The 24457-nt window shown below is 66.1% G+C and carries 20 protein-coding genes; 18 read left to right on the top strand and 2 right to left on the bottom strand.

Features of this window, described 5'->3' with window-relative positions; genetic code table 11:
• Positions 1–61: 61 nt before the first annotated feature.
• The 15 genes from hutU (at position 62) to ACI766_RS27565 (ending at position 20211) form a co-directional block, all read left to right on the top strand.
• Complete coding sequence (hutU, locus tag ACI766_RS27635) at positions 62–1741, top strand: urocanate hydratase (protein ID WP_023086720.1); 1680 nt, start codon at positions 62–64, stop codon at positions 1739–1741.
• A gap of 107 nt (positions 1742–1848) precedes the next feature.
• The gene (locus ACI766_RS27630) at positions 1849–3291 is read left to right on the top strand and encodes a purine-cytosine permease family protein (protein WP_003101761.1); all 1443 of its coding nucleotides are present in this window, start codon (positions 1849–1851) and stop codon (positions 3289–3291) included.
• Between the two features lie 96 nt (positions 3292–3387).
• Positions 3388–4917: a histidine ammonia-lyase gene (gene hutH, locus ACI766_RS27625; RefSeq protein WP_003114461.1), complete on the top strand. Its 1530-nt coding sequence runs from the start codon at positions 3388–3390 to the stop codon at positions 4915–4917.
• Positions 4918–4979: 62 nt separating this feature from the next.
• Entirely contained in the window at positions 4980–6383 is a 1404-nt protein-coding gene (locus ACI766_RS27620; protein WP_023086719.1) for an amino acid permease, read from the top strand.
• Between the two features lie 117 nt (positions 6384–6500).
• The gene (locus tag ACI766_RS27615; RefSeq protein ID WP_003095948.1) at positions 6501–7469 is read left to right on the top strand and encodes an ABC transporter substrate-binding protein; all 969 of its coding nucleotides are present in this window, start codon (positions 6501–6503) and stop codon (positions 7467–7469) included.
• A 24-nt stretch (positions 7470–7493) separates the two neighbouring features.
• Positions 7494–8345 (top strand): ABC transporter permease, encoded by an 852-nt coding sequence (locus ACI766_RS27610; RefSeq protein ID WP_003095946.1) that lies wholly within the window; start codon positions 7494–7496, stop codon positions 8343–8345.
• Positions 8342–9172: a quaternary amine ABC transporter ATP-binding protein gene (locus ACI766_RS27605; protein ID WP_023104801.1), complete on the top strand. Its 831-nt coding sequence runs from the start codon at positions 8342–8344 to the stop codon at positions 9170–9172. Before ACI766_RS27610 ends, ACI766_RS27605 begins: the two co-directional genes overlap by 4 nt.
• Positions 9169–10701 (top strand): HAL/PAL/TAL family ammonia-lyase, encoded by a 1533-nt coding sequence (locus tag ACI766_RS27600; RefSeq protein WP_023104800.1) that lies wholly within the window; start codon positions 9169–9171, stop codon positions 10699–10701. Before ACI766_RS27605 ends, ACI766_RS27600 begins: the two co-directional genes overlap by 4 nt.
• Entirely contained in the window at positions 10698–11906 is a 1209-nt protein-coding gene (gene hutI, locus ACI766_RS27595) for an imidazolonepropionase (protein WP_023090132.1), read from the top strand. The genes ACI766_RS27600 and hutI overlap by 4 nt, the downstream gene beginning before the upstream one ends.
• The gene (hutG, locus tag ACI766_RS27590) at positions 11899–12699 is read left to right on the top strand and encodes an N-formylglutamate deformylase (protein ID WP_003117997.1); all 801 of its coding nucleotides are present in this window, start codon (positions 11899–11901) and stop codon (positions 12697–12699) included. The genes hutI and hutG overlap by 8 nt, the downstream gene beginning before the upstream one ends.
• A gap of 270 nt (positions 12700–12969) precedes the next feature.
• Positions 12970–15342: a type VI secretion system tip protein VgrG gene (locus ACI766_RS27585; RefSeq protein ID WP_023122408.1), complete on the top strand. Its 2373-nt coding sequence runs from the start codon at positions 12970–12972 to the stop codon at positions 15340–15342.
• Complete coding sequence (gene pldB / locus ACI766_RS27580; RefSeq protein WP_023104798.1) at positions 15339–17576, top strand: type VI secrection system-dependent phospholipase D effector PldB; 2238 nt, start codon at positions 15339–15341, stop codon at positions 17574–17576. The genes ACI766_RS27585 and pldB overlap by 4 nt, the downstream gene beginning before the upstream one ends.
• A gap of 3 nt (positions 17577–17579) precedes the next feature.
• Entirely contained in the window at positions 17580–18452 is an 873-nt protein-coding gene (locus ACI766_RS27575; RefSeq protein ID WP_076939055.1) for a tetratricopeptide repeat protein, read from the top strand.
• 59 nt (positions 18453–18511) lie between these two features.
• Positions 18512–19333 (top strand): tetratricopeptide repeat protein, encoded by an 822-nt coding sequence (locus ACI766_RS27570; RefSeq protein ID WP_049874928.1) that lies wholly within the window; start codon positions 18512–18514, stop codon positions 19331–19333.
• Between the two features lie 8 nt (positions 19334–19341).
• A complete protein-coding gene (locus tag ACI766_RS27565) occupies positions 19342–20211 on the top strand; it encodes a tetratricopeptide repeat protein (protein WP_076939054.1) in 870 nt (289 codons plus the stop codon).
• A gap of 62 nt (positions 20212–20273) precedes the next feature.
• On the opposite strand, the gene ACI766_RS27560 is transcribed toward ACI766_RS27565, so the two are convergent.
• The gene (locus tag ACI766_RS27560) at positions 20274–21230 is read right to left on the bottom strand and encodes a LysR family transcriptional regulator (RefSeq protein WP_003121218.1); all 957 of its coding nucleotides are present in this window, start codon (positions 21228–21230) and stop codon (positions 20274–20276) included.
• A 64-nt stretch (positions 21231–21294) separates the two neighbouring features.
• Between ACI766_RS27560 and ACI766_RS27555 the strand changes: the two genes are divergently transcribed.
• Genes ACI766_RS27555 through ACI766_RS27545 form a run of 3 tightly spaced genes read left to right on the top strand, consistent with a single transcriptional unit; the run spans position 21295 to position 23863 of the window.
• A complete protein-coding gene (locus ACI766_RS27555; RefSeq protein WP_017001892.1) occupies positions 21295–22545 on the top strand; it encodes a D-amino acid dehydrogenase in 1251 nt (416 codons plus the stop codon).
• A gap of 25 nt (positions 22546–22570) precedes the next feature.
• Positions 22571–22921 (top strand): RidA family protein, encoded by a 351-nt coding sequence (locus tag ACI766_RS27550; protein ID WP_003095925.1) that lies wholly within the window; start codon positions 22571–22573, stop codon positions 22919–22921.
• A 42-nt stretch (positions 22922–22963) separates the two neighbouring features.
• The gene (locus ACI766_RS27545; RefSeq protein ID WP_003103446.1) at positions 22964–23863 is read left to right on the top strand and encodes a transporter substrate-binding domain-containing protein; all 900 of its coding nucleotides are present in this window, start codon (positions 22964–22966) and stop codon (positions 23861–23863) included.
• 4 nt (positions 23864–23867) lie between these two features.
• Here the strand turns inward: ACI766_RS27545 and ACI766_RS27540 are convergent, their stop codons facing one another.
• The gene (locus tag ACI766_RS27540) at positions 23868–24344 is read right to left on the bottom strand and encodes an NUDIX domain-containing protein (protein ID WP_003095920.1); all 477 of its coding nucleotides are present in this window, start codon (positions 24342–24344) and stop codon (positions 23868–23870) included.
• Positions 24345–24457: the final 113 nt, after the last annotated feature.

Genomic DNA, 24457 nt, shown 5'->3' with positions numbered 1-24457 from the left:
CCGAATTCAGGCGCACCCTCGCCGGTCGCCGCCCGTTGAACGCCACGCCCAGGAGCCTGCCGTGACCACCCCGAGCAAATTCCGCGATATTGAAATCCGCGCCCCGCGCGGCACTACGCTGACCGCCAAGAGCTGGCTGACCGAAGCGCCGCTGCGCATGCTGATGAACAACCTCGACCCGGAGGTCGCGGAGAACCCCAGGGAACTGGTGGTTTACGGCGGCATCGGCCGTGCCGCGCGCAACTGGGAGTGCTACGACAGGATCGTCGAGACCCTCAAGCAACTGAACGACGACGAGACCCTGCTGGTACAGTCCGGCAAGCCGGTCGGCGTGTTCAAGACCCACGCCAACGCGCCGCGGGTGCTGATCGCCAACTCCAACCTGGTGCCGCACTGGGCGACCTGGGAACACTTCCACGAACTGGACGCCAAGGGCCTGGCGATGTACGGCCAGATGACCGCCGGTTCGTGGATCTACATCGGCAGCCAGGGCATCGTCCAGGGCACCTACGAAACCTTCGTCGAGGCTGGCCGCCAGCATTACGACGGCAATCTCAAGGGCCGCTGGGTGCTTACCGCCGGCCTTGGCGGCATGGGCGGCGCCCAGCCGCTGGCGGCGACCCTGGCCGGCGCCTGTTCGCTGAACATCGAGTGCCAGCAGAGCCGCATCGACTTCCGCCTGCGCAGTCGCTACGTCGACGAGCAGGCCAAGGACCTGGACGACGCCCTGGCGCGGATCCAGCGCTACACCGCCGAAGGCAAGGCCATCTCCATCGCCCTGCTGGGCAATGCCGCCGAGATCCTTCCGGAACTGGTTCGCCGCGGCGTACGCCCGGACATGGTCACCGACCAGACCAGCGCCCACGATCCACTCAACGGCTACCTGCCGGCCGGCTGGAGCTGGGAAGAGTACCGCGACCGCGCGCAGACCGACCCGGCCGCCGTGGTCAAGGCCGCCAAGCAGTCCATGGCGGTACACGTGCGGGCCATGCTGGCGTTCCAGCAGCAGGGCGTGCCGACCTTCGACTATGGCAACAACATCCGCCAGATGGCCAAGGAAGAGGGGGTGGCCAATGCCTTCGATTTCCCCGGCTTCGTCCCGGCCTACATCCGCCCGCTGTTCTGTCGCGGCATCGGTCCGTTCCGCTGGGCCGCGCTGTCGGGCGACCCGCAGGACATCTACAAGACCGACGCCAAGGTCAAGCAACTGATCCCCGACGATGCCCACCTGCACCGTTGGCTGGACATGGCCCGCGAGCGCATCAGCTTCCAGGGCCTGCCGGCGCGCATCTGCTGGGTTGGCCTGGGGCTGCGCGCCAAGCTCGGCCTGGCCTTCAACGAGATGGTGCGCAGCGGCGAGCTGTCCGCGCCGATCGTCATCGGCCGCGACCACCTCGACTCCGGCTCGGTGGCCAGCCCCAACCGCGAGACCGAGGCCATGCAGGACGGCTCCGACGCGGTGTCCGACTGGCCGCTGCTGAATGCCCTGCTGAATACCGCCAGCGGCGCCACCTGGGTCTCGCTGCACCACGGCGGCGGCGTAGGCATGGGCTTCTCCCAGCACTCCGGGATGGTGATTGTCTGCGACGGTAGCGACGAGGCCGCCGAACGCATCGCCCGCGTGCTGACCAACGACCCGGGTACCGGGGTGATGCGGCACGCCGACGCCGGCTACCAGGTCGCCATCGATTGCGCGAAGGAGCAGGGCCTGAACCTGCCGATGATCACCGCCCAGCGCTGACCTCGAAAACCGCCTCCACGCCGGCGGGGCGTGGGGGCGGCCGCCCACTGTCCCGACCAGGCCACAACAAGAATGGCGGCGCGCGAGCCGCAGCGGAGTACAGCAGCATGACCCAGGGCAGCGACAGCAAGCCACTGATCGAACGGCGCTCTATCGACTACATCCCGGCGAACGAGCGCCACGGCCGCCTCTACAGCCAGTTCACCCTCTGGCTGGGGGCCAACCTGCAGATCACCGCCATCGTCACCGGCGCCCTCGCCGTGGTCCTCGGCGGCGACGTGTTCTGGTCGCTGGTCGGCCTGCTCATCGGCCAGCTCCTCGGCGGCGCGGTGATGGCCCTGCACGCCGCGCAGGGGCCGCGCCTGGGGCTGCCGCAGATGATTTCCAGCCGGGTGCAGTTCGGCGTCTACGGCGCCTGCATCCCGATCGCACTGGTGTGCCTGATGTACCTGGGCTTCACCGCCACCGGCACGGTGCTTTCCGGCCAGGCCATCGGCCAGCTCACCGGGCTCAGCGACAGCGCCGGGATCTTCATCTTCGCCGCCTTCATCGTCCTGGTGACGGTGCTCGGCTATCGCGTCATCCACATCATCGGGCGGATCGCCAGCGTCCTCGGCATCATCGCCTTCGCCTACCTGTTCAGCCGCCTGATGCTGCTCAGCGACATCGGCGACCTGCTCGCCATCCGCCATTTCAGCTGGGCCTCGTTCCTCCTCGCGGTGTCGCTGGCGGCGTCCTGGCAGATCGCCTTCGGCCCCTACGTGGCCGACTATTCACGCTACCTGCCGGCGTCCACCTCGTCGTGGAAGACCTTCCTCGCCGTCGGCCTCGGCTCGGTGCTCGGCGCCCAGGCCTCGATGGTCCTCGGGGTGTTCTCCGCAGCCCTGGCCAACGGCCAGTTCGCCGGCCGCGAGGTGGCCTACATCGTCGGCCTGGGCAGCAGCGGGACCGTCGCCGCGCTGCTCTACTTCAGCATCGCCTTCGGCAAGGTGACCATTTCCACGCTGAACTCCTACGGCAGCTTCATGTGCATCGCGACCATCATCAGCAGCGTACGCGGCCAACTGGAGATCACCCGCGTGCAACGCCTGTTCTTCGTCCTCGCGATCGTCGGCGCCTCGACGCTCATCGCGCTGCTCGGCCAGCACTCGTTCCTCGCTGCGTTCAAGTCCTTCATCCTGTTCCTGCTGACCTTCTTCACCCCGTGGAGCGCGGTGAACCTGGTCGACTACTACTTCATCACCCGCGAGCGCTATGACGTGCCCGCGCTGGCCGACCCCGACGGCCGCTACGGTCGCTGGAACCTGCCGGGAATCGCCGTCTATACCCTCGGCGTGCTGGTGCAGATGCCGTTCCTGGCGACCACGCTGTACACCGGACCGATGGTCGAGCACCTCGGCGGCGTGGATATCTCCTGGATCATCGGCTTGCTGGTGCCGGCGGTCCTCTACTACCTGGTGGCGCGGCGCAAGGCCACGCGCCAGGCCCCGGCGCGAATGATCCTGCCGGCCGATCCCGGCGCCTTCGAACATCCCGCGCACGGGGCCTGAGACGAATTTCCAGGGCGGCGCGGCCGCCTTCAATCCCATGAAACGCCGCCGGCGGACGGCGCTGCCGAGCCCGCCGAACCGAACAAGGAGCCTTCGATGAGCCTGCATCTGAAACCCGGCCAGTTGACCCTGGCCGACCTGCGCCAAGCCTACCTGGCCCCCGTGCGCCTGAGCCTGGATCCCAGCGCCGACGCGCCGATCGCCGCCAGCGTCGCCTGTGTCGAGAACATCATCGCCGAGGGCCGCACCGCCTACGGCATCAACACCGGCTTCGGCCTGCTGGCCTCGACGCGGATTTCCCCGGCAGACCTGGAGAAGCTCCAGCGTTCCATCGTCCTGTCCCATGCCGCCGGCGTCGGCGAGGCGCTGGACGACGCCATGGTGCGGCTGGTCATGCTGCTCAAGGTGAACAGCCTGGCGCGCGGGTTCTCCGGCATCCGCCGCAAGGTGATCGACGCGCTGATCGCGCTGATCAACGCCGAGGTCTATCCGCACATCCCGCTGAAAGGCTCGGTGGGTGCGTCCGGCGACCTGGCGCCGCTGGCGCACATGTCGCTGGTGCTGATCGGCGAAAGCCGGGCGCGCCATCGCGGTGAGTGGCTGCCGGCCGCCGAAGCGCTGGCGGTGGCCGGGCTGGAGCCGCTGACCCTGGCGGCGAAGGAAGGCCTGGCCCTGCTCAATGGCACCCAGGTGTCCACCGCCTACGCGCTGCGCGGGTTGTTCGAGGCCGAGGACCTGTTCGCCGCCGCCACCGTCTGCGGCGGGCTCAGCGTCGAGGCCATGCTCGGTTCGCGGGCGCCGTTCGATGCGCGCATCCATGCCGCGCGCGGCCAGCGCGGGCAGATCGACGTGGCCGCGGCCTATCGCGACCTGCTCACCGCCAGCAGCGAGGTGGCGCGTTCCCATGAGAAGTGCGACAAGGTCCAGGACCCCTATTCGCTGCGTTGCCAGCCGCAGGTGATGGGCGCCTGCCTGACCCAGATGCGCCAGGCCGCCGAGGTGCTGGAGATCGAAGCCAACGCGGTGTCCGACAACCCGCTGGTATTCGCCGCCGAGGGCGACGTGATCTCCGGCGGCAACTTCCACGCCGAACCGGTGGCGATGGCCGCCGACAACCTGGCCCTGGCGTTGGCCGAGATCGGTTCGCTGTCGGAACGGCGCATCTCGCTGATGATGGACATGCACATGTCGCAGTTGCCGCCGTTCCTGGTGGCCAACGGCGGGGTCAACTCCGGCTTCATGATCGCCCAGGTCACCGCCGCCGCGCTGGCCAGCGACAACAAGGCCCTGGCCCACCCGGCCAGCGTCGACAGCCTGCCGACCTCGGCCAACCAGGAAGACCATGTGTCGATGGCGCCGAACGCCGGCAAACGGCTCTGGGCGATGGCCGAGAACGTCCGCGGGATTCTCGCCGTGGAGTGGCTGGGTGCCTGCCAGGGCCTGGACTTCCGCGAGGGCCTGAAGAGTTCGCCGAAGCTGGAGCAGGCTCGCCGCCTGCTGCGCGACAAGGTGCCGTACTACCAGGAGGATCGCTTCTTCGCCCCTGACATCGAGGCAGCCAGCCAGTTGCTCGCCAGCGGTTGCCTGAACGCGCTGCTGCCGGCCCGGCTGTTGCCGAGTCTTTGATACCCGCCCCCGGCCGCTCGGCCGGGGCGCTCCAGCAAGAACAACAACAGGAGAGCCGAGGGATGACGCACGACACGGGGCTTCGGCGCGGACTGAACGCCCGTCATATTCGTTTCATGGCACTGGGGTCGGCGATCGGCACCGGCCTGTTCTACGGTTCCGCATCGGCCATCCAGATGGCCGGGCCGGCGGTGCTGCTGGCCTACCTGGTCGCCGGCGCGGCGGTGTACATGGTGATGCGCGCGCTCGGCGAGATGGCGGTGCACGAGCCGGTGTCCGGCTCGTTCGGCCATTACGCCAGCAGCTATCTCGGCCCCCTGGCCGGGTTCGTCACCGGCTGGACCTACGCTTTCGAGATGATCATCGTCTGCCTCGCCGATGTCACCGCGTTCGGCATCTACATGGGGTTCTGGTTTCCCGACGTGCCGCGCTGGATCTGGGTACTGTCCATCGTGCTGTTCATCGGCGGGCTGAACCTCTGCCATGTCAAGGTCTTCGGCGAGCTGGAGTTCTGGCTGTCGCTGGTCAAGGTCGGCGCCATCGTCGCGATGATCCTCGCCGGGCTCGGCATCATGTTCTTCGGCTTCAGCCTGGACGGCGCGGCGACGTCCGCCACCGGCGTGCACAACCTGTGGCAGCACGGCGGCTTCCTGCCCAACGGCTGGGCCGGGCTGGTCGCCTCGCTGTCGGTGGTGGTATTCGCCTTCGGCGGCATCGAGATCATCGGCATCACCGCCGGCGAGGCGCAGGACCCGCAGCGGGTGATCCCGCGGGCGATCAATGCGGTGCCGCTGCGCATCCTGCTGTTCTACGTGCTGGCCCTGTTCGTGCTGATGGCGATCTTCCCCTGGCAGCAGATCGGCAGCAACGGCAGTCCCTTCGTGCAGATCTTCGACGGCCTGGGGATCGAGTCGGCCGCGGCGATCCTCAATGTCGTGGTGATCACCGCGGCGATCTCGGCGATCAACAGCGACATCTTCGGCGCCGGTCGCATGCTCTACGGCATGGCCCGCCAGGGCCAGGCGCCGGTCGGCTTCTCGCGGGTGTCGCGGCACGGCGTGCCGTGGATGACCGTGCTGCTGATGGCGGTGGCCCTGCTGCTCGGCGTGGCGCTGAACTACCTGATCCCGCAGAGCGTATTCCTGCTGATCGCTTCCATCGCCACCTTCGCCACCGTGTGGGTCTGGCTGATGATCCTCCTGGCCCAGGTCGGCATGCGCCGGCGCATGGGGCCGCGCCAGGTCGCCGCGCTGAAGTTCCCGGTGCCGCTGTGGCCATTCGCGCCGGCGGCGGCGATCGTCTTCATGCTGTTCATCTTCGTGGTGCTCGGCTATTTCCCGGACACCCGCCCGGCCCTGTGGGTCGGGGCTATCTGGATCGCCTTGCTGGTGATCGCCTACCGGCGCTGGGTCAGGCCGAAGGGCGATGCCGCGCATGGCGTGCTTCAGGCCCAGGGAGGGCTGTGACGGAACCGACGGCGGCCTGGGCCGCCGGCCAATAACAACGATCGAGGCCGTTCCCCCGGGCGCGGCCCGCAGGTTTTCCAACTGCCTTTCCCAATCGTGCATCTGGAGCGTCGAACCATGCGATACAAGAAGTCGATGTTGAGTGTTCTCTGTGCCCTCGGCCTGCTCGCCGCCGCGGCGGGCGCCCAGGCGGAAGGCTGGTGCGAGTCCGGCAAGGCGGTGAAGTTCGCCGGGCTGAACTGGGAGAGCGGGACCCTGCTCACCGAGCTGATGCAGTTCGTCCTGGCCAAGGGCTACGGCTGTACCACCGACAGCCTGCCGGGCAACTCGATCACCATGGAGCAGGCGCTGAGCACCAATGACATCCAGGTCTTCGCCGAGGAGTGGATCGGCCGCAGCGACGCCTGGAACAAGGCTGCCGCGGCCGGCAAGGTGGTCGGCGTCGGCGAACCCATCGTCGGCGCGGTGGAGGGCTGGTACGTGCCGCGCTACGTGATCGAGGGCGACCCGCAGCGCAAGCTCGAGGCGAAGGCGCCGAAGCTGCGCTCTATCGCCGACCTGGCGCAGTACGCCGAGGTCTTCCGCGACCCGGAAGAGCCGGGCAAGGGGCGCTTCTACAATTGCCCGGCCGGCTGGACCTGCGAGCTGGAGAACAGCGAGATGCTGAAAAGCTACGGCCTGGAGGAGACGTTCACCAATTTCCGGCCGGGCACCGGCCCGGCACTGGACGCGGCGGTGCTGTCGAGCTATCGGCGCGGCGAGCCTATCCTGTTCTACTACTGGTCGCCGACGCCGCTGATGGGCCGCGCCGACCTGGTGCGCCTGGAGGAAAGGCCCGGCGTCGACAAGCGCATCAGGATCCAGGTCGGCCTGTCGCGGACCTTCCACGACCAGGCGCCGGAGCTGGTGGCGGTGCTGGAGAAGGTCAACCTGCCGGCGGAGCTGCTGAACAGCGACCTGGCGCGGATGGCCAAGGACCGGATCGATGCGGCGCGCCTGGCGCGCGAGTTCCTCAAGGAGCACCCCGAGGTCTGGCACGCCTGGGTCGACGAGGACGCGGCGAAGAAGATCGAAGCGGCACTCTGAACCCACGACCGACGAGAGCAGACCATGTTTCCCGAACGCCTGACATTTTCCATCGCCGACTGGGTCAACGCTTGGGTCGACGCCCTGGTGACCAACTACGGCGACCTGTTCCGCAAGATCTCCGACACCCTGCTGTGGGCCATCGTCAACCTCGAAGGGCTGCTCCGCGCCACGCCCTGGTGGCTGTTGCTGGCGATCGTCGCGGCGATCGCCTGGCACGCTACCCGGCGCCTGCTGCCGACCCTGGTGATTACCGGCCTGCTGTTCCTGGTCGGCGCCGTCGGCCTCTGGGACAAGCTGATGCAGACCCTCGCGCTGATGCTGGTGGCGACCTTCATCTCGGTGCTGATCGGCATCCCCCTGGGCATCCTCGCCGCGCGCAGCAACCGCCTGCGCGCGGTGCTGATGCCGCTGCTGGACATCATGCAGACCATGCCCAGCTTCGTGTACCTGATCCCGGTGCTGATGTTGTTCGGCCTGGGCAAGGTGCCGGCGATCTTCGCCACCGTGATCTATGCCGCGCCGCCGCTGATCCGCCTCACCGACCTGGGTATCCGCCAGGTCGACAGCGAGGTGATGGAGGCGGTCAACGCCTTCGGCGCCAACCGCTGGCAACAGCTGTTCGGCGTGCAGTTGCCGCTGGCCCTGCCGAGCATCATGGCGGGGATCAACCAGACCACCATGATGGCCCTGTCGATGGTGGTGATCGCTTCGATGATCGGCGCCCGCGGCCTCGGCGAAGACGTACTGGTGGGCATCCAGACGCTGAACGTGGGCAAGGGCCTGGAAGCCGGCCTGGCGATCGTCATCCTCGCGGTGGTGATCGACCGCATCACCCAGGCCTATGGCCGTTCCCGGCACGAGACGAGCAAATGAGCGGTGCGCAGATGAACAAGATCGAAGTGAAGAACGTGTTCAAGATCTTCGGCCCGCGCGCCGATGCCGCGCTGGCCCTGATCCGCCAGGGACGCAGCAAGGCCGAAGTGCTGGCGCAGACCGGCTGCGTGGTCGGCGTCAACGACCTGTCGCTGGCCATCGGTGCTGGCGAGATCTTCGTGATCATGGGCCTGTCGGGTTCCGGCAAGTCGACCCTGGTGCGCCATTTCAACCGCCTGATCGACCCCACCAGCGGCGAGATCCTGGTGGATGGCGAGGACATCCTGCGCTACGACATGGAAGCCCTCCGGCAATTCCGCCGGCGCAAGATCAGCATGGTGTTCCAGAGTTTCGGCCTGCTGCCGCACAAGAGCGTGCTCGACAATGTCGCCTACGGCCTGAAGGTTCGCGGCGAAAGCCGGGCGCAGTGCCACGAGCGGGCCCTGCACTGGATCGCCACGGTGGGCCTGAAGGGCTACGAGAAGTCCTATCCGCACCAGCTTTCCGGCGGCATGCGCCAGCGTGTCGGCCTGGCCCGCGCGCTGGCCGCCGACACCGAGATCATTCTCATGGACGAGGCCTTCAGCGCCCTCGACCCGTTGATCCGCGCGGACATGCAGGACCAGTTGCTGGAACTGCAGAAAACCCTGCACAAGACCATCGTCTTCATCACCCACGACCTCGACGAGGCGGTACGCATCGGCAACCGCATCGCGATCCTCAAGGACGGCCAACTGATCCAGGTCGGCACGCCACGGGAAATCCTCCACCAGCCGGCCGACGACTACGTCGACCGCTTCGTCCAGCGGCGGGTGGCGAACCTATGAGCGACCTACCGAGCGTCGTGTTCGGCGACGGTCCGCTGCGTTGGCAGGAACTGGTCGCGGTGGCCCGGCACGGTGCGCGCCTGGAACTGTCGGCGGCGGCCTGGGCACGGATCGACAACGCCCGCGCCATCGTCTGCCGTATCGTCGCCAACGGCGAGCGTGCCTACGGCATCAGTACCGGCCTCGGCGCGCTGTGCGACGTCCTGCTGGAAGGCGAGCAGCTCGCCGAGCTGTCGCGCAACACCTTGCTCAGCCATGCCTGCGGGGTCGGCGAGCCGCTGCGCGACGAACAGACCCGGGCGATCATCTGTGCCGCCGTCGCCAACTACAGCCAGGGCAAGTCCGGGCTCGACCGTTCGCTGGTGGAAGGGCTGCTGGCGCTGCTCAACCACGGCATTACCCCGCAGGTGCCGGCCCAGGGCTCGGTGGGCTACCTGACCCACATGGCGCACGTCGGCATCGCCCTGCTCGGCATCGGCGAGGTCAGCTACCGCGGCAGCGTCGTGCCGGCCGCCGCCGCGTTGGCGGCGGAAGGCCTGGCGACGGTGCGCCTGGGAGCCAAGGACGGGCTCTGCCTGGTCAACGGCACGCCGTGCATGACCGGCCTCGCCTGCCTGGCCCTGGACGACGCGCAGCGCCTGGCGCAGTGGGCCGACGTGATCGGGGCGATGAGCTTCGAGGCCCTGCGCGGCCAACTGGCGGCGTTCGACGCCGAGATCGTTGCGCTCAAGCCGCATCCCGGGATGCAGCGGGTCGCCGCCAATCTGCGAGCCTTGCTGGCTGGCAGCCAGGTACTGGAGAACGCCCGCGGCATCCGCACCCAGGATGCCCTGAGCATCCGCTCGATACCGCAGATCCATGGCGCCTGCCGTGACCAGTTGGCCCACGCGGCGCGGCAGATAGAGACCGAACTCAACTCGGCCACCGACAACCCGCTGCTGCTGGGTACGCGGGAAGCCTACCGGGTGGTATCCCAGGCCAATCCCCACGGCGAATCGGTGGCGATGGCCGCCGACCTGCTGGCGATCGCCGTGGCCGAGCTGGGCGGGGTCGCCGAACGGCGCCTGGATCGCCTGGTCAACCCGCTGGTCAGCGGCCTGCCGGCGTTCCTGGTGGGCAAGCCGGGAGTCAACTCGGGGATGATGATCACCCAGTACGTCGCCGCCTCCCTGGCTGGCGAGAACCGCCAGCTGGCGCAGCCGGCGGTGGTCGACAACTTCGTCACCTCGGCGCTCCAGGAGGACCACCTGAGCCTCGGCACCAGTGCCGCGCTCAAGCTTGGCAGGGCCCTGGAGAACCTCCGGCGGATCCTCGCCATCGAGTACCTGCTGGCCGCCCAGGCCTTCGAATTCCTCGCCCCGCAACGCTTCGGCCAGGGCACCGCGGCGGCCTGGGGCATCCTGCGCGAGCGCGTGCCCGCGTACGACACCGACCGCTGGCTGGCTCCCGACATCGCCAGCGCGGCGGCCATCCTCGGCGAGCGGAAGAGTCTCGCCCGGCTGGCCGCGAGCATAGGAGACCTGCAATGAAACGACTCTGGCAGCATTGCCATGCCGCCACCCTCAAGGGCGGCAAGTACTCGATCGTCGAGGACGCCGCCCTGGTCACCGACGGTCCGCTGATCCACTGGATCGGCCCGCGCGCCGAACTGCCGCCCGACGACTACGCCGAACGCATCGACCTCGATGGCGCCTGGCTGACCCCGGGGTTGATCGACTGCCACACCCACGCGGTGTTCGGCGGCAACCGCAGCGGCGAATTCGAGCAGCGCCTGGAGGGCGTCAGCTACGCCGAGATCGCCGCCGCCGGCGGCGGCATCGCCAGCACCGTACGCGCCACCCGCGAGGCCAGCGAGGAAGAATTGCTGGCCAGCGCGCGCAAGCGCCTGGAGCCCTTGCTGCGCGACGGCGTGACGGCGCTGGAGATCAAGTCCGGCTACGGCCTCGACCTGGCCAGCGAGCGCAAGATGCTACGAGTCATCCGCCGCCTCGGCGAACGCCTGCCGGCGACCGTGCGCAGCACCTGCCTGGCCGCCCATGCGCTACCGCCGGAATACGCCGGGCGCGCCGACGACTACATCGAGCATATCTGCTCGACGATGCTCCCCGCGCTGGCCGGAGAGGGACTGGTGGACGCGGTGGACGCCTTCTGCGAGCACCTGGCGTTTTCCCCGGCGCAGGTCGAGCGGGTATTCATCGCCGCCCGCGAGCTGGGCCTGCCGGTGAAGCTGCACGCCGAGCAGCTATCCTCGCTGCACGGTTCCAGCCTGGCGGCGCGCTACCGGGCTTTGTCGGCCGACCACCTGGAGTACATGACCGAGGACGACGCCCGCGCCATGGGCGAGGCGGGCACCGTCGCGGTGCTGCTGCCGGGCGCCTTCTACCTGCTGCGCGAGACCCAGCTGCCGCCGATCGATGCCCTGCGCCGGCACGGCGTGGCCATGGCCATTGCCAGCGATCTCAATCCCGGCACCTCGCCGGCGCTGTCGTTGCGCCTGATGCTGAACATGGCCTGTACCCTGTTCCGCCTGACCCCGGAGGAGACGCTGGCCGGTGTCACCCTGCACGCCGCCCGGGCGCTGGGGCTGGAAGCCAGCCACGGCAGCCTGGAGGTCGGCAAGCTGGCCGACTTCGTCGCCTGGGACATCGAGCGTCCGGCGGAGCTGGCCTACTGGCTGGGAGGCGATCTGCCGAAACGCGTCATTCGCCACGCCGAGGAGGTATACCGTGGATGAAGTCCTGAGTTTCAAGCGCGGCCGCGTGCCGCTACTGATCAGCATGCCGCACCCCGGCACGCGCCTGACCCCGGCGGTGGACGCCGGCCTGGTGGAGGAGGCGCGGGCGCTGACCGATACCGACTGGCACATTCCCCGGCTCTACGATTTCGCCGAGGAACTGGGCGCCAGCACCCTGGCTGCCCACTATTCGCGCTATGTGGTCGATCTCAACCGCCCTTCCGACGACAAGCCGCTGTACAGCACCGCCACTACCGGCCTGTATCCGGACACCCTGTTCGACGGCCGGCCGCTCTACCGCGAAGGCATGGCGCCGTCCGCCGAGGAACGCATGCGCTACCTGGCCGAAGTGTGGACGCCCTACCACCGGACCATCGCCGAGGAACTGGCGCGGCTGAAGGCCGAGTTCGGCTACGCGCTGCTCTGGGACGCCCACTCGATCCGTTCCCACGTGCCGCACCTGTTCGACGGCCGACTGCCCGACTTCAATCTCGGCACCAACGCCGGCGCCAGTTGCGATCCAGCGCTGGCGGCCCGCCTGGAGGCGGTCTGCGCTGCCGCCGAAGGCTACAGCCATGTGCTCAACGGGCGCTTCAAGGGCGGCCACATCACCCGCCACTACGGCCAGCCGGAGCAGCACGTCCATGCCGTCCAGCTGGAGCTGGCGCAGTGCACCTACATGGACGAGCAGGCCCCGTTCGCTTACCGCGCGGACCTCGCCGAAGCGACCCGCGCGGTCATCCGCGAACTGCTGGAAAGCCTCCTCGCCTGGGGGCACGAGCGCTACGCCTGAGGCGCTCGGAGGCGGCGGACGCCTGGCCCGTCCTGGCGGACGTGAATGCCGCGGATGGGGTGGGGCGTCCGCGTCGGCATTCTGGAAATTTTCTGTTACAAATTTATTGAGATCAGCGTTGATGCGGCCGGGAGGCCGAGTGCGCAAAGAGTTGCACAACTGTTCTCCTCTATCCTCTCGGCCAGCATTTCCATCGCGCGGGCGCAGGCGCGTCGCGCCCGGAACCGAATACGCCAGGAACGCACGGCTGCGTTTCCAAGAGGACAGTGAATGTTCGCCCCCGCCAACCAGACGCACTTCAGCCTTCGCATCGAAAACCTCCGGCACGACTTCCAGGTACTCGCCTTCCGCGGTCGCGAAGCCATCAGCCAGCCCTTTCGCTTCGACCTTGAGCTAGTCAGCGAGCGATCCGACCTGGACCTCGACGCGCTGCTGCACCAGCCGGCCTTCCTGATCCTTTCGCCGAGCGGGGAGGGGGTCCACGGACAGCTCACCAGCATCGCCCAGGGGGACTCCGGCAAGCGCCTGACCGGCTATCGCGCGACCCTGGAGCCGCGCCTGGCCTACCTGGGGCTGTGCAGCGACCAACGCATCTTCCAGCGCCTCAGCGTGCCGGAAATCATCGGCCGGGTGCTGGAGGGCCACGGCATTCTCGCCGACGCCTACCGCTTCCAGCTGGGCCCGACGCCGTACCCGGCCCGCGAATACTGCACGCAGTACGACGAAACCGACCTGGCGTTCCTCAGCAGGCTCTGCGAGGAGGAAGGCATCCATTACCACCATGAGTTTTCTGCCCAGGGCCATATGCTGGTCTTCGGCGACGACCAGACCTCCTTTCCGCGGCTGCAACGCCCCGTCGCCTACGTGCAGGACGCCGGGCTGGTCGCCGACCAGCCGGTGGTCAAGCGCTTCGGCGTGCGCTTCGACACCCGTGCCAGCCGGGTTACCCGGCGCGACTACGACTTCGAGCAACCCGCGTTGCAGATGCAGGCCGCCCATGGCCCGCAGCCCGGGGCGCAGCAACCGGACCTGGAGGACTACGACTATCCCGGCCGCTTCACCCACCGCGAGCGCGGCAAGCACCTGAGCCGGCGCGCGCTGGAACGGCATCGCGCCGACTACCTACAGGCCAGGGGCGAAAGCGACGAACCGGCGCTGCTCAGCGGACACTTCCTGACGCTGTCCGCGCATCCCCGCGGCGAATGGAACGATCTCTGGCTGCTTACTGAGGTTCTCCACGAAGGGCGGCAGCCGCAGGTACTGGAAGAGTCGATCGACAGCGACGTCGCGCAGGGCCGGGGCGATTTCCGCCAGGGCTATCGCAACCGTTTCGTCGCCACTCCCTGGAGCGCGCATTTCCGCCCCCCGCTGGAGCATCCCAAGCCACGCGTGCTGGGCTGTCAGACGGCGGTCGTGACCGGCCCCGCCGGCGAGACCATCCACTGCGACCAATACGGCCGGGTCAAGGTGCAGTTCTTCTGGGATCGCCTCGGCCAGGCCGACGACAACACCAGTTGCTGGTTGCGCGTCGCCTCCAACTGGGCGGGCAAACGCTATGGCGGCGTAGCCATCCCGCGGGTGGGCATGGAAGTCCTGGTGGGTTTCCTGGAGGGCGATCCGGATCAGCCGCTGGTCACCGGTTGCCTCTACCACAGCGAAAACCGGGTGCCCTACGAGCTGCCGCAGAACAAGACCCGCAGCGTTTTCAAGACCGACAGCTACCCCGGCGGCGGCGGTTTCAACGAACTGCGCATCGAGGACCGCAAGGGCCAGGAACAGATCTTCGTCCACGCCCAGCGCGACTGGGACGAGAACATCGAGCACGACCAGAAGATCCGCGTCGGCCATGAGCGCCACGACACGGTCGAGGGCGATAGCTACAGCGAGTTCAGGGCCGAGGAACAGCGCACGGTCCACGCCGACCGCAAGGTCGAACTGAAGGCGGCCGACCACCTCAGCGTCGCCGACGCGTTGCACCTGAGGATCGGCACCGGCCAGTTCGTCGAGGCGGGCGACGAGATCCATTTCAAGGCCGGCGACAAGGTAGTGATCGAGGCAGGCATGGAGCTGACCCTAAAGGGCGGTGGCAGCTTCGCCAGGCTCGACCCGGGCGGTGTCACCCTCGACGGCGCCCAGGTGATGATCAACAGCGGCGGCAGCCCCGGCATCGGTAGCGGCGTTCGCGCGCTGTCGCCGCTGCAACCGCTCGCGGCCGACTCCGCGGCGGCGGGAGGCGCCTTGTTGGGAGCCATCGCCCAGAAGGTCGGCGAAGCGCCGCAGAAACTCCTGCGTTTCGAACTCAGTCCGTTGCCCGGCGTGCCATCGGCGGCCAGGCAACCGTATCGGCTCTACGCCAACGGTGCCTTCAAGGAGGAGGGCATCGCCGACGAAGGCGGCGCAATCAGCTTCGAACCGCTGCCGGGCGAACGCACCTATCGCATCGAGACCGCCAATGGCCACGCCTACGAAGTGGAGATGGTCGACCAGCCGGACGCACTGCAGGCCGACGATCGGCTCGCCCAGCAGGGGTTCCGCGACTACCGGGCGGAAATGCCCCAGCACAAGCCGCGTTCCGCCCCGGACGCCTACCGGCGCGACGCCTCGCGGCCCGGCGCCGCCGACAAGGATGACCCCACGCCATGAGCGACCTGTACAAACCGCAGACCCTCAAGCTGTACGCGCAACAGGCCGGCAGCGTCCGGCTGACCCTCGACTGGTTCGCCAACAAGGCTTTCTACCCGCCGCGCGCGGGTGTGCACATCAAGCCGCTGATCAATGGCCAGGCGGCCTTCGACGCGGTGCATGCGGCGATGGAAGCGGCCCGGCAGAGCATCGACATCATCACCTGGGGCTTCGACCCGGCCATGCGCTTCAAACGCCCCGACGGACCGCGAATCGGCGAATTGCTGCAGACGAAGGGCCGCGAAGGAGTGCAGGCGCGAGTGCTGGTCTGGAGCAACCAACTCGCCAGGCTCAAGGAAAACACCATCCCCGGGGCCGGCGTCGGCGGTTCCGGCGGCACCTGGGCGGGCTCGGGCGTCGCCAGCGGCAGCGCGGTGGACAACGAGGTGCTGCGACTGGAGCAGCGGCGCCAGCATAACCTCAACCTCATCGCGCGGCAGCAGGAAGCCCTGGAACGCTCGGAACGGCTGCACCGCGAAGGCAGGCTGCCGAGCTTCGACCCGCGGGGCGCCGCCCACGCGCGGGCGCGCATCGCCGAGCTGGAGGCGGAGAACGCCGAGATCCAGCGCACTCTCGACAGCAGCGAGGCCCGGGGCTACGGCGGCAAGCGCGGTTCCGGCGGCACCCGCCAGGATCCCTGGGGGCAGATATTCACCCGCGACTGGTTCAAGGCGGTACGCGGCGGCGGGTTGCAGAACGTCGAGTTCCGTACCCGCGACTTCGAGCAGACGGCCAGGCCGGTGATGAACGGCGAGCAGGTGCGCCTCGTCAATGGGCGACTGCAAAGCCTGATCCACCTGCTGCGCGCCGATGGCATCGACGACTTGGGCATCGGCCAGTTGCTGGTACTCACCCAGTTCGCCAGCCATCACCAGAAGATGGTCCTGGTCGACTATGGCAGCCCGCAGGCCATCGGCTTCGTCATGGGTCACAACATGCACCGCAACTACTGGGACACCAGCGCCCACCTGTTCGACGACCGCGCCGCCGGTCGCGATCCCGGGTTCGGGCCCTGGCAGGATATCTCCATGCAGGTCCAGGGACCGGTGCTGGCCGACCTCAGCCGCAACTTCAGCGAGGCCTGGGACCTCGAGACGCCGTGGTACAAGCGCTGGTTCTCGACGCCATCGCTGACCGCCGAGCGCGACGCCTTGCCGCTGCCGAAGATCGCCACGCCCGCCAGCAACAGCGTCGCGCAGATTTGCCGGACCCAGCCGCAGGACGACGAGCGCTCGATCCTGGAGCACTATCTCAAGGCCCTGGGCAATGCCACCGACTACGTCTACATGGAAAACCAGTACTTCCGTTATGCCGGCTTCGCCGAGCGCCTGCGGAAGACTGCGCAGGTGCGCAAGGCCCGGGGCGTGCCTGGCGACCTGTACCTGTTCGTCGTGACCAACACCCCCGACTCCAGCGACGCCTCGAAGACCACCTACGACATGATGAAAGGCCTGGGCCAGGAGCAACTGATGCCGCAGGTACAGCGCGACCTGGCGCATGACTTGAGGGAAAAGCGGGAGCAGTTGAAGCAGGTCAGGGAAAACCTACATCCCGATCCCTATGTCCGGCGCGGCCAGGAAAACAACATCGAACGGCTGGAGCGCAAGATCGAGGCGCTCGAAGAGAAAGGCGTGACGCCGGAAGTCGAGCAACGCCTCGGCGATCTCGGCGCGCAGGACATTCCCGAACTGGCGAAGAACACCAGCGAGGACGACAAGCCCTACCAGCTCGCCGAAGTACCCGGCCTCAAGGTGGTCGTCGCCACCCTGGCCACCAGCGACCCCGCCCCCGGCAGCCCGCCGCCAGCGCGCCTGTCCGCCGAAGCCGAGGCCGCCCTCGGGGCACCACCGTTGAAGGCACGCTACAAGCACATCTACGTGCACTCCAAGCTGCTGCTGGTGGACGACCTCTATACCCTGCTCAGCTCGGCCAATATCAATGTCCGCAGCATGCATGGCGACAGCGAGTTGGGGATTGCCCAGCCCAATCCGGATTTGGCGAGGGCGATGCGGGAGGAGTTGTGGGGACTACATGCTTATGAAGTTGCCAAAACGATCGAAGACAACTTCGAACTGTGGAGTCAGAAGATGGATGATAACTGGAAGGCCCAAGTGGCAGATGAGCCTTTTACCTCGCACTTGCTGCGTTTCTGGGATGTCACCACGCCCTATAGTCCCAATCTTACGGTGGACTGAGTAATGCGAAGCTCTATTGGTCTATTCATTTTCCTGTTGAGTTTCGGAGTTCCTGCTATGGCCGACAGTAAGCCGTTCGTCTGTGTTAATGAGAAAGACCATTTACCACCTCTCGATCCCCAGGCCGATACCTGGTATCGGGAAGCAGTTGCGCTAGCTAAGCCTGACACCTTGCGTCCTTGGGGACGTATTGTGGACTTATACAGTAAGGCAGTTGAGCGTGGGCATTGGAAGGCGATGCATAATTTGGCGAATCTTTATCGCACGGGGTGGCCCGGAGGGGTAGAAAAAGATACGCAGAAGGCACTGGACCTCTATCAAAAAATGATCGATCTGGAGGTGCCCCAAGGGTTCTATGATATGGGAGCAATGATCGGCAATCGTGCAGGGGTCAAGAATCCTGCAACTGACGGGCTTACTTTCCTTGATAAGGCTGCTAGCCTAGGAAATCCGCCGGCACTAACCGAGCTAGGTAAGCTTTATATATATGTGGCCAAAAAAAAGGATTTGGGGTTGGCGTATGCTCACTGTGCTGCTAGCCAGGGCTATGCGCCGGCTAATTATGAGTTGGGAGCGTATTACAAGATAGTGGAGCACAATTTCCCAAAGGCACTTGTTTATTATCAGGCGTCAGTCTCTCAGGGGGGCAAGAGCGCGGCTTTTTTCCTATCACGAGTCTTCGGAAGTGAGACTCCTCCTGCAAGTGCAATGTGGTACGCCCCAGACGAAAAGTTGCAAGAAGCGTATTATTCAATCTACAAAAAGCTTGAGGCCGACCCTGACTTACGTTTCCCCCATCTGATAGAAGACCATCCTCTGCCTCCACATCCAACGCAAGGCTATGATGCCGATCGGCCTGACTGGAAGCCAGAGTGACAACTGTGCGGTGGATTATTGGTGCGTTGGTCGCATCCTGCTTCGCAGCGCTTCCTGTCATGGCTGTTAGCAAGCCTTTTGTCTGCGTTAACGAAAAGGACCATCTACCCCCTCTGGACCCGCAGGCCGATGCTTGGTATCGCGAAGCGGCGACCCTGGCCAAGCCCGATACCTTGCGTCCGTGGCCTCGTATCGTCGGGTTGTACAGCAAAGCGGCCGAGCGCGGCCACTGGAAGGCGATGCATAACCTGGCGAATCTTTATCGTACAGGGTGGCCCGGAGGAGTAGAAAAAGATCCGCAGAAGGCATTGGATCTCTATCAAAAGATGATAGATCTGGATGTGCCTCAGGGGTTCTATGATATGGGGGCAATGATTGGTAATCGTGCCGGTGTTAAGAACCCTGCTACCGATGGTCTGACCTTCTTGGATAAAGCCGCTAGTTTGGGGAACCCGCCAGCACTGACCGAGTTGGGTAAACTCTATATTTATGTGGCCAAGGAAAAGGAATTGGGGCTGGCGTATACCAGTTGTGCTTCCAGTCAAGGTTATGCTCCGGCGAGCTATGAGCTTGGAAGCTACTATGAGTTGGTTGAACATAATTATCAAAAGGCACTTGGCTACTATCAAGTCTCCGTCTCTCAAGGCGGCAGGAGTGCAGCCTTTTTTCTCTCGCGCGTCTTCGGAAAGAGGACGCCTCCTTCAAGTGCAATGTGGTATACGCCGGATGAAAAGCTTGAGAAATTCTACTACTCCCTCTATCTGCAAATTGATGCCGACTCCGATCTTCGTTTTCCCAATTTGGTAAAAGATAACCCCTTGCCACCCCACCCCGTCCAGGGCTACGACGCAGCTCGACCCGACTGGAAGCCGGGTCAGTGATTCGGCTAATGGCTATTGGAATATGGGCTGTACTTTGTCTCGCAGCAGTTCCCGCTATGGCTGACAGCAAGCCTTTTGTCTGCGTTAACGAAAAGGACCATCTACCCCCTCTGGACCCGCAGGCCGATGCTTGGTATCGCGAAGCGGCGACCCTGGCCAAGCCCGATACCTTGCGTCCGTGGCCTCGTATCGTCGGGTTGTACAGCAAGGCGGCCGAGCGCGGCCACTGGAAGGCCATGCACAACCTGGCGAATCTTTATCGTACAGGGTGGCCCGGAGGAGTAGAAAAAGATACGCAGAAGGCATTGGATCTCTATCAAAAGATGATAGATCTGGATGTGCCTCAGGGGTTCTATGATATGGGAGCAATGATTGGAAATCGCGCCGGGGTTAAAAACCCTGCAACTGACGGACTTACTTTTCTTGATAAGGCTGCTAGCCTAGGAAATCCGCCGGCACTAACCGAGCTAGGTAAGCTCTATATATATGTGGCCAAAAAAAAGGATTTGGGGTTGGCGTATACTCACTGTGCTGCTAGCCAGGGCCATGCGCCGGCTAGTTATGAGTTGGGGGCGTATTACAAGATAGTAGAGCATAATTTTCCAAAAGCATTGGGTTATTATCAGGCGTCAGTCTCTCAGGGCGGAAAGAGTGCGGCTTTATTTATCTCCGGTGTTTTTGATAAAGCCAGTCCTGATGTCGATAGAATGTGGTACGCCCCCGATGAGAATCTGCACAAACTATATGATGGTATTTACGATCAACTTGCCGCTGATCCTGATTTGCGTTTTCCCAATTTGATAAAGGACCATCCTCTGCCTCCTCACCCGACCCAAGGCTACGACGTGGACCACCCAGACTGGAAGCCGGAGCGGTAAGTACGCGAGGCGTGGGCCAGAACGACGTCCAAGGTTTCCAGCGGCAGGCCAGGCGGCAAATGCTACATCTGCACGGCCCGCAAACGCTCCTCGGCCTGGCGGGCGAGCATCCGCAGCAGCGGAGCGAGGGTGTGCGGCGGGGTTTCGTCGGCGCGGGTGATGGCGTAGAGGGTGACCGGGAAGGCCGGGCTCAATGGGCGGATCGCGGTGCTGTGCGGGTCGGCGCCGAGGGCGGTGAAGGGATCGACCAGCGCCAGGCCCGCCCCAGCCTCCACCAGGGCGCGGGCGAGGGCGTAGGTCTGCACGGCGATCTTCACCTGCGGCGGTGGCTCCACGGCGCTGAGGTAATCCTCCAGGCGGGCGAACAGCGGGTCGGCGGTGGACAGCCCGATCAGCGCTTCGCCGGCCAGCCCGGCCAGGCTCAGCGGCTGCCGGCGTTCCGCTTCGGGCCAGTGTTCGCGCGGCGCCAGGGCCACCAATACGCCGCTGGCGATGGCTTCGCCGCGCAGGCCGGGGTGTTCCGGCTGCTTCAGGCTCAGGGCCAGGTCCAGTTCGCGCATCAGCAGGCCCTGCACCAGCTCGCGCGAATGCAAGGTGGCCAGTTCGCAGCCGCTCTGCGGATAGCGCGCGCTCCATTCGCCGATCGCCCGCGGCAGCAGCGACAGCGCCAGGGCCGGGGTGGCGCCGATGCGCAGGCTGTGGCCCGGCTGGCGCCGCAGGTTCTGCGCCAGGCGCCGCACCGCCTGCAGGCTATCGCTGAGCTTGGCCACTTCGCGCTCCAGTTCCAGCGCTTCCGGAGTCGCCAGCAGCTTGCCGCGCACTCGCAAGAACAGCGGGAAGCCCAGTTGCTGCTCGGCGTGCTGCAGGACCTTGCTCACCGCCGGTTGGGACACATGCAGCAACTGTGCGGCGCCGCTGACCGAGCCAGCCTGGCGGATCGCCTGGAACACTTCGATATGGCGGAGCTTCATCGGCGCGATCCCATAACCTGGATTTATACCCTGGCCATCTTTATTCATTGTCCTACCGCTGTCATCCGCGCCTATCGTCGAAGCCCTGGAAAACACCTGGATAACGATTGTCATGGCTCAGCGGGTTTGCATCATCGGCGCCGGCGTGGTCGGCCTGGCCACGGCCTACGCCCTGGTTCGCGAAGGATTCGACGTGACCCTGGTGGAAGCGCGCGAGCGGGGCGGGCTGGAAACCAGCTACGCCAATGGCGGGCAGTTGTCCTATCGCTACGTGGCGCCATTGGCCGACAGCGGCGTGCCGGCCCAGGCGCTCGGCTGGCTGCTGCGCAACGATGCGCCGTTGCGCCTGCGGCCGCGTCTTGATCCGGCGCAGTGGCGCTGGCTGCTGGGCTTCCTCGCGGCCTGCCGCGGCTCGTTGAACCGCCGCAATGCCGCGCACCTGCTGCGCCTGGCATTGCTCAGCCAGCGCACCCTGCAGGACTGGCGCGAGGAGGATGGCCTCGATGGCTTCGACTGGCGGCGCAACGGCAAGCTGGTGGCGTTTCGCCAACCGGCCAGCTTTGCGCGGGCCCGCCAGGGCCTGGCCGATCCCTCGGCGCAATTCGTCCTGTCCACCGCCGAGTGCCTCGCGCTGGAGCCGGCCCTGTCCGCCGCGCCCATCGTCGGCGGCATCCACACGCCGGACGAGGAGGTCGCCGACTGCCATGCCTTCTGCGTGCAACTTGCCGAGCGCTTGCAGGCTTCCGGACATTGCCGGCAACTGCATGGCCGCAGGGTGACGAAGATCGTCGAGGGCGGCGCGGCGGTGCGTGGCGTCGAGGTCGGCGGCGATCTCATCGAGGCCGATCATGTGGTGCTGGCCGCCGGCTACCGCAGCGCCGAATTGATGCTGCCGGGCCTGCGCCTGCCGCTATACCCGCTCAAGGGCTATAGCCTGACCCTGCCGGTCGGCGCGCAGCACCGCGCGCCGGATACCAGCATCACCGATTACGACCGCAAGATCGTCTACGCGCGAATCGGCGAGCGGCTGCGGATCGCCGCGATGGTCGACATCGTCGGCTTCGACCCCGGCCTCGAGCCCGCGCGCCTGGCACTGCTGCGCCAGCAGGCGCGAGACACGTTCCCGCAGGGCGGCGATTTCGACGCCGCCGTCGAATGGGCCGGCATGCGCCCGGCCACGCCCACCGGGGTACCGCTGGTGGGCAACGGCGGCTACCGCAACCTCTGGCTCAACCTCGGCCACGGCGCGCTCGGCTTCACCCTGGCCTGCGGCAGCGGGCGCCTGCTGGCCGAGCAGATCGGCCGCCGCCCGCCGAGCATCGATACCTCTGGCCTGCTTCCGCGCGGCGCGCTGGCTGGCTGAATTCCCCTCGACCTGGAGCACTCCCATGGAACCGACCCGTATCGCCACCAACGACCGCCTGTCCGCCGCGGTCTGCTTCGACGCCCTGGTATTTCTTTCCGGCCAGGTGCCGGGCCAGGCCGAGGATATCCATGGCCAGACCCGCGAGGTGCTGGCGAAGATCGACGCGCTGCTGGCCGAGGCCGGGTCGCGCAAGGAGCGTATCCTCAGCGCGACCATCTACCTGAAGGACATCGCCCGCGATTTCGCCGCCCTGAACGAGGTCTGGACCCAGTGGTTGCCGACCGGCCAGGCGCCCAGCCGGACCACCGTCCAGGCGGAGCTGGCGCGTCCGTCGGTGCTGGTGGAGATCACCGTGGTGGCGGCCAGGGGCTGACTTACTTTCCATAGCCATAAGAAAAAAGAGGCAGAACCTCCGATGAAAATCCTTGTATCCAGCACTCTCGCACTCTCCCTGTCGCTCGCCATCGGCGCCGCGCAGGCCGAGGAACTCAGCGGCACCCTGAAGAAGGTTGCCGACAACGGCACGATAACCCTGGGTTATCGCGATGCCTCGGTGCCTTTCTCCTACCTTGGCGATAACAGCGGCCAGCCCATGGGCTATTCGGTGGAACTGGCCGACAAGGTGGTGGAGCGGCTCAAAAGCACCCTCGGCAAGCCGGAACTCAAGGTGAAGTACAACCTGGTCACTTCGCAGACCCGTATCCCTCTGGTGCAGAATGGCACCGTCGACCTGGAGTGCGGCTCCACCGGGGTCACCGCCGAGCGGCAGAAACAGGTGGCGTTCTCCTACGGCTTCATCTACGTCAAGGGCCAGTTGCTGACCCGCAAGGACAGCGGCATCGCCCACTTCGACGACCTCAAGGGCAAGAACGTGGTGACCACCGCCGGCACCACCAACGAGCGCTACCTGAAGAACTACAACGCCGAACACAAGCTGGGGATGAACGTGGTCAGCGCCAAGGACCACGGCGAAGCCTTCCAGATGCTGCAATCGGGTCGCGCGGTGGCCTTCTACATGGACGATGCGCTGCTCTACGGCGAACGCGCCAAGGCGCGCCAGCCGCACGACTGGGTGGTGGTCGGCGAGCCGCAATCGCGGGAGATCTACAGCTGCATGGTGCGCAAGGACGACCCGCAGTTCCTTGCCCTGGTCAACGAGACCCTGGCCGGGCTGTATCGCTCGGGCGAGATACAGGGCATCTACCAGCGCTGGTTCCAGCAGCCGATCCCGCCCAAGGGGTTGAACCTGGAGTTTCCCATGACCGCGGAGCTGAAGGCGATCCTCGAGAACCCCACCAGCGATCCGGTGCAGTGAGCGTCTAGCGCTGCAGGCCGAGGTGGCGGATCGACGGCGTCGGCGCGTCCAGGCGCGACCAGACGTCGTCGGCCAGTTCGGCCGGATAGAACGACGGCAGGCCAGGCAGTTCGTCGCGGGCGATCCAGCCGACCTCGCGGATATCGAACTCGTCGCCGCCCAGGCCCTTCAGGTTGGCCAGGGTCGGCTCGCCACGCCAGGCGTCGATGCGGTAGAACAGCTCCATGTGGAAGCGCCCGGCGGCGGGTTCGGCGAATTCGCGCACGTAGACCAGCGGGCCGACGTCCACCCGCAGGCCGGTCTCCTCGAAAAACTCGCGCCGGACGGTATCCTTCGTCGATTCGTCGCATTCCGACTCGAAGCCGCCGCCGGGCGGAATCCAGTAGATGTCGCCGCCGACCTCGTGGCGGACCAGCAGGATGCGTTGCTCCACCACCAGCAGGCCGGCGGCGCGGATACGGTGTCGCAAGGCCTCGGCCATGCTCGTTCTCCCGGCGCCAGGCGCCGTTGCTTGGATTGATGGTTTCCCCTCTACCGGGGCGGACATGAAAGCCGCTCGGTTTTTTTCCCGGCGCCGAAGTATCATGCGCGGCA

It is taken from the genome of Pseudomonas sp. DL, assembly GCF_047199225.1.
Lineage (GTDB): Bacteria > Pseudomonadota > Gammaproteobacteria > Pseudomonadales > Pseudomonadaceae > Pseudomonas > Pseudomonas aeruginosa.
The sequence above is the reverse complement of the archived record's forward strand: the minus strand, read 5'-3'. Positions and strand labels throughout refer to the sequence as shown.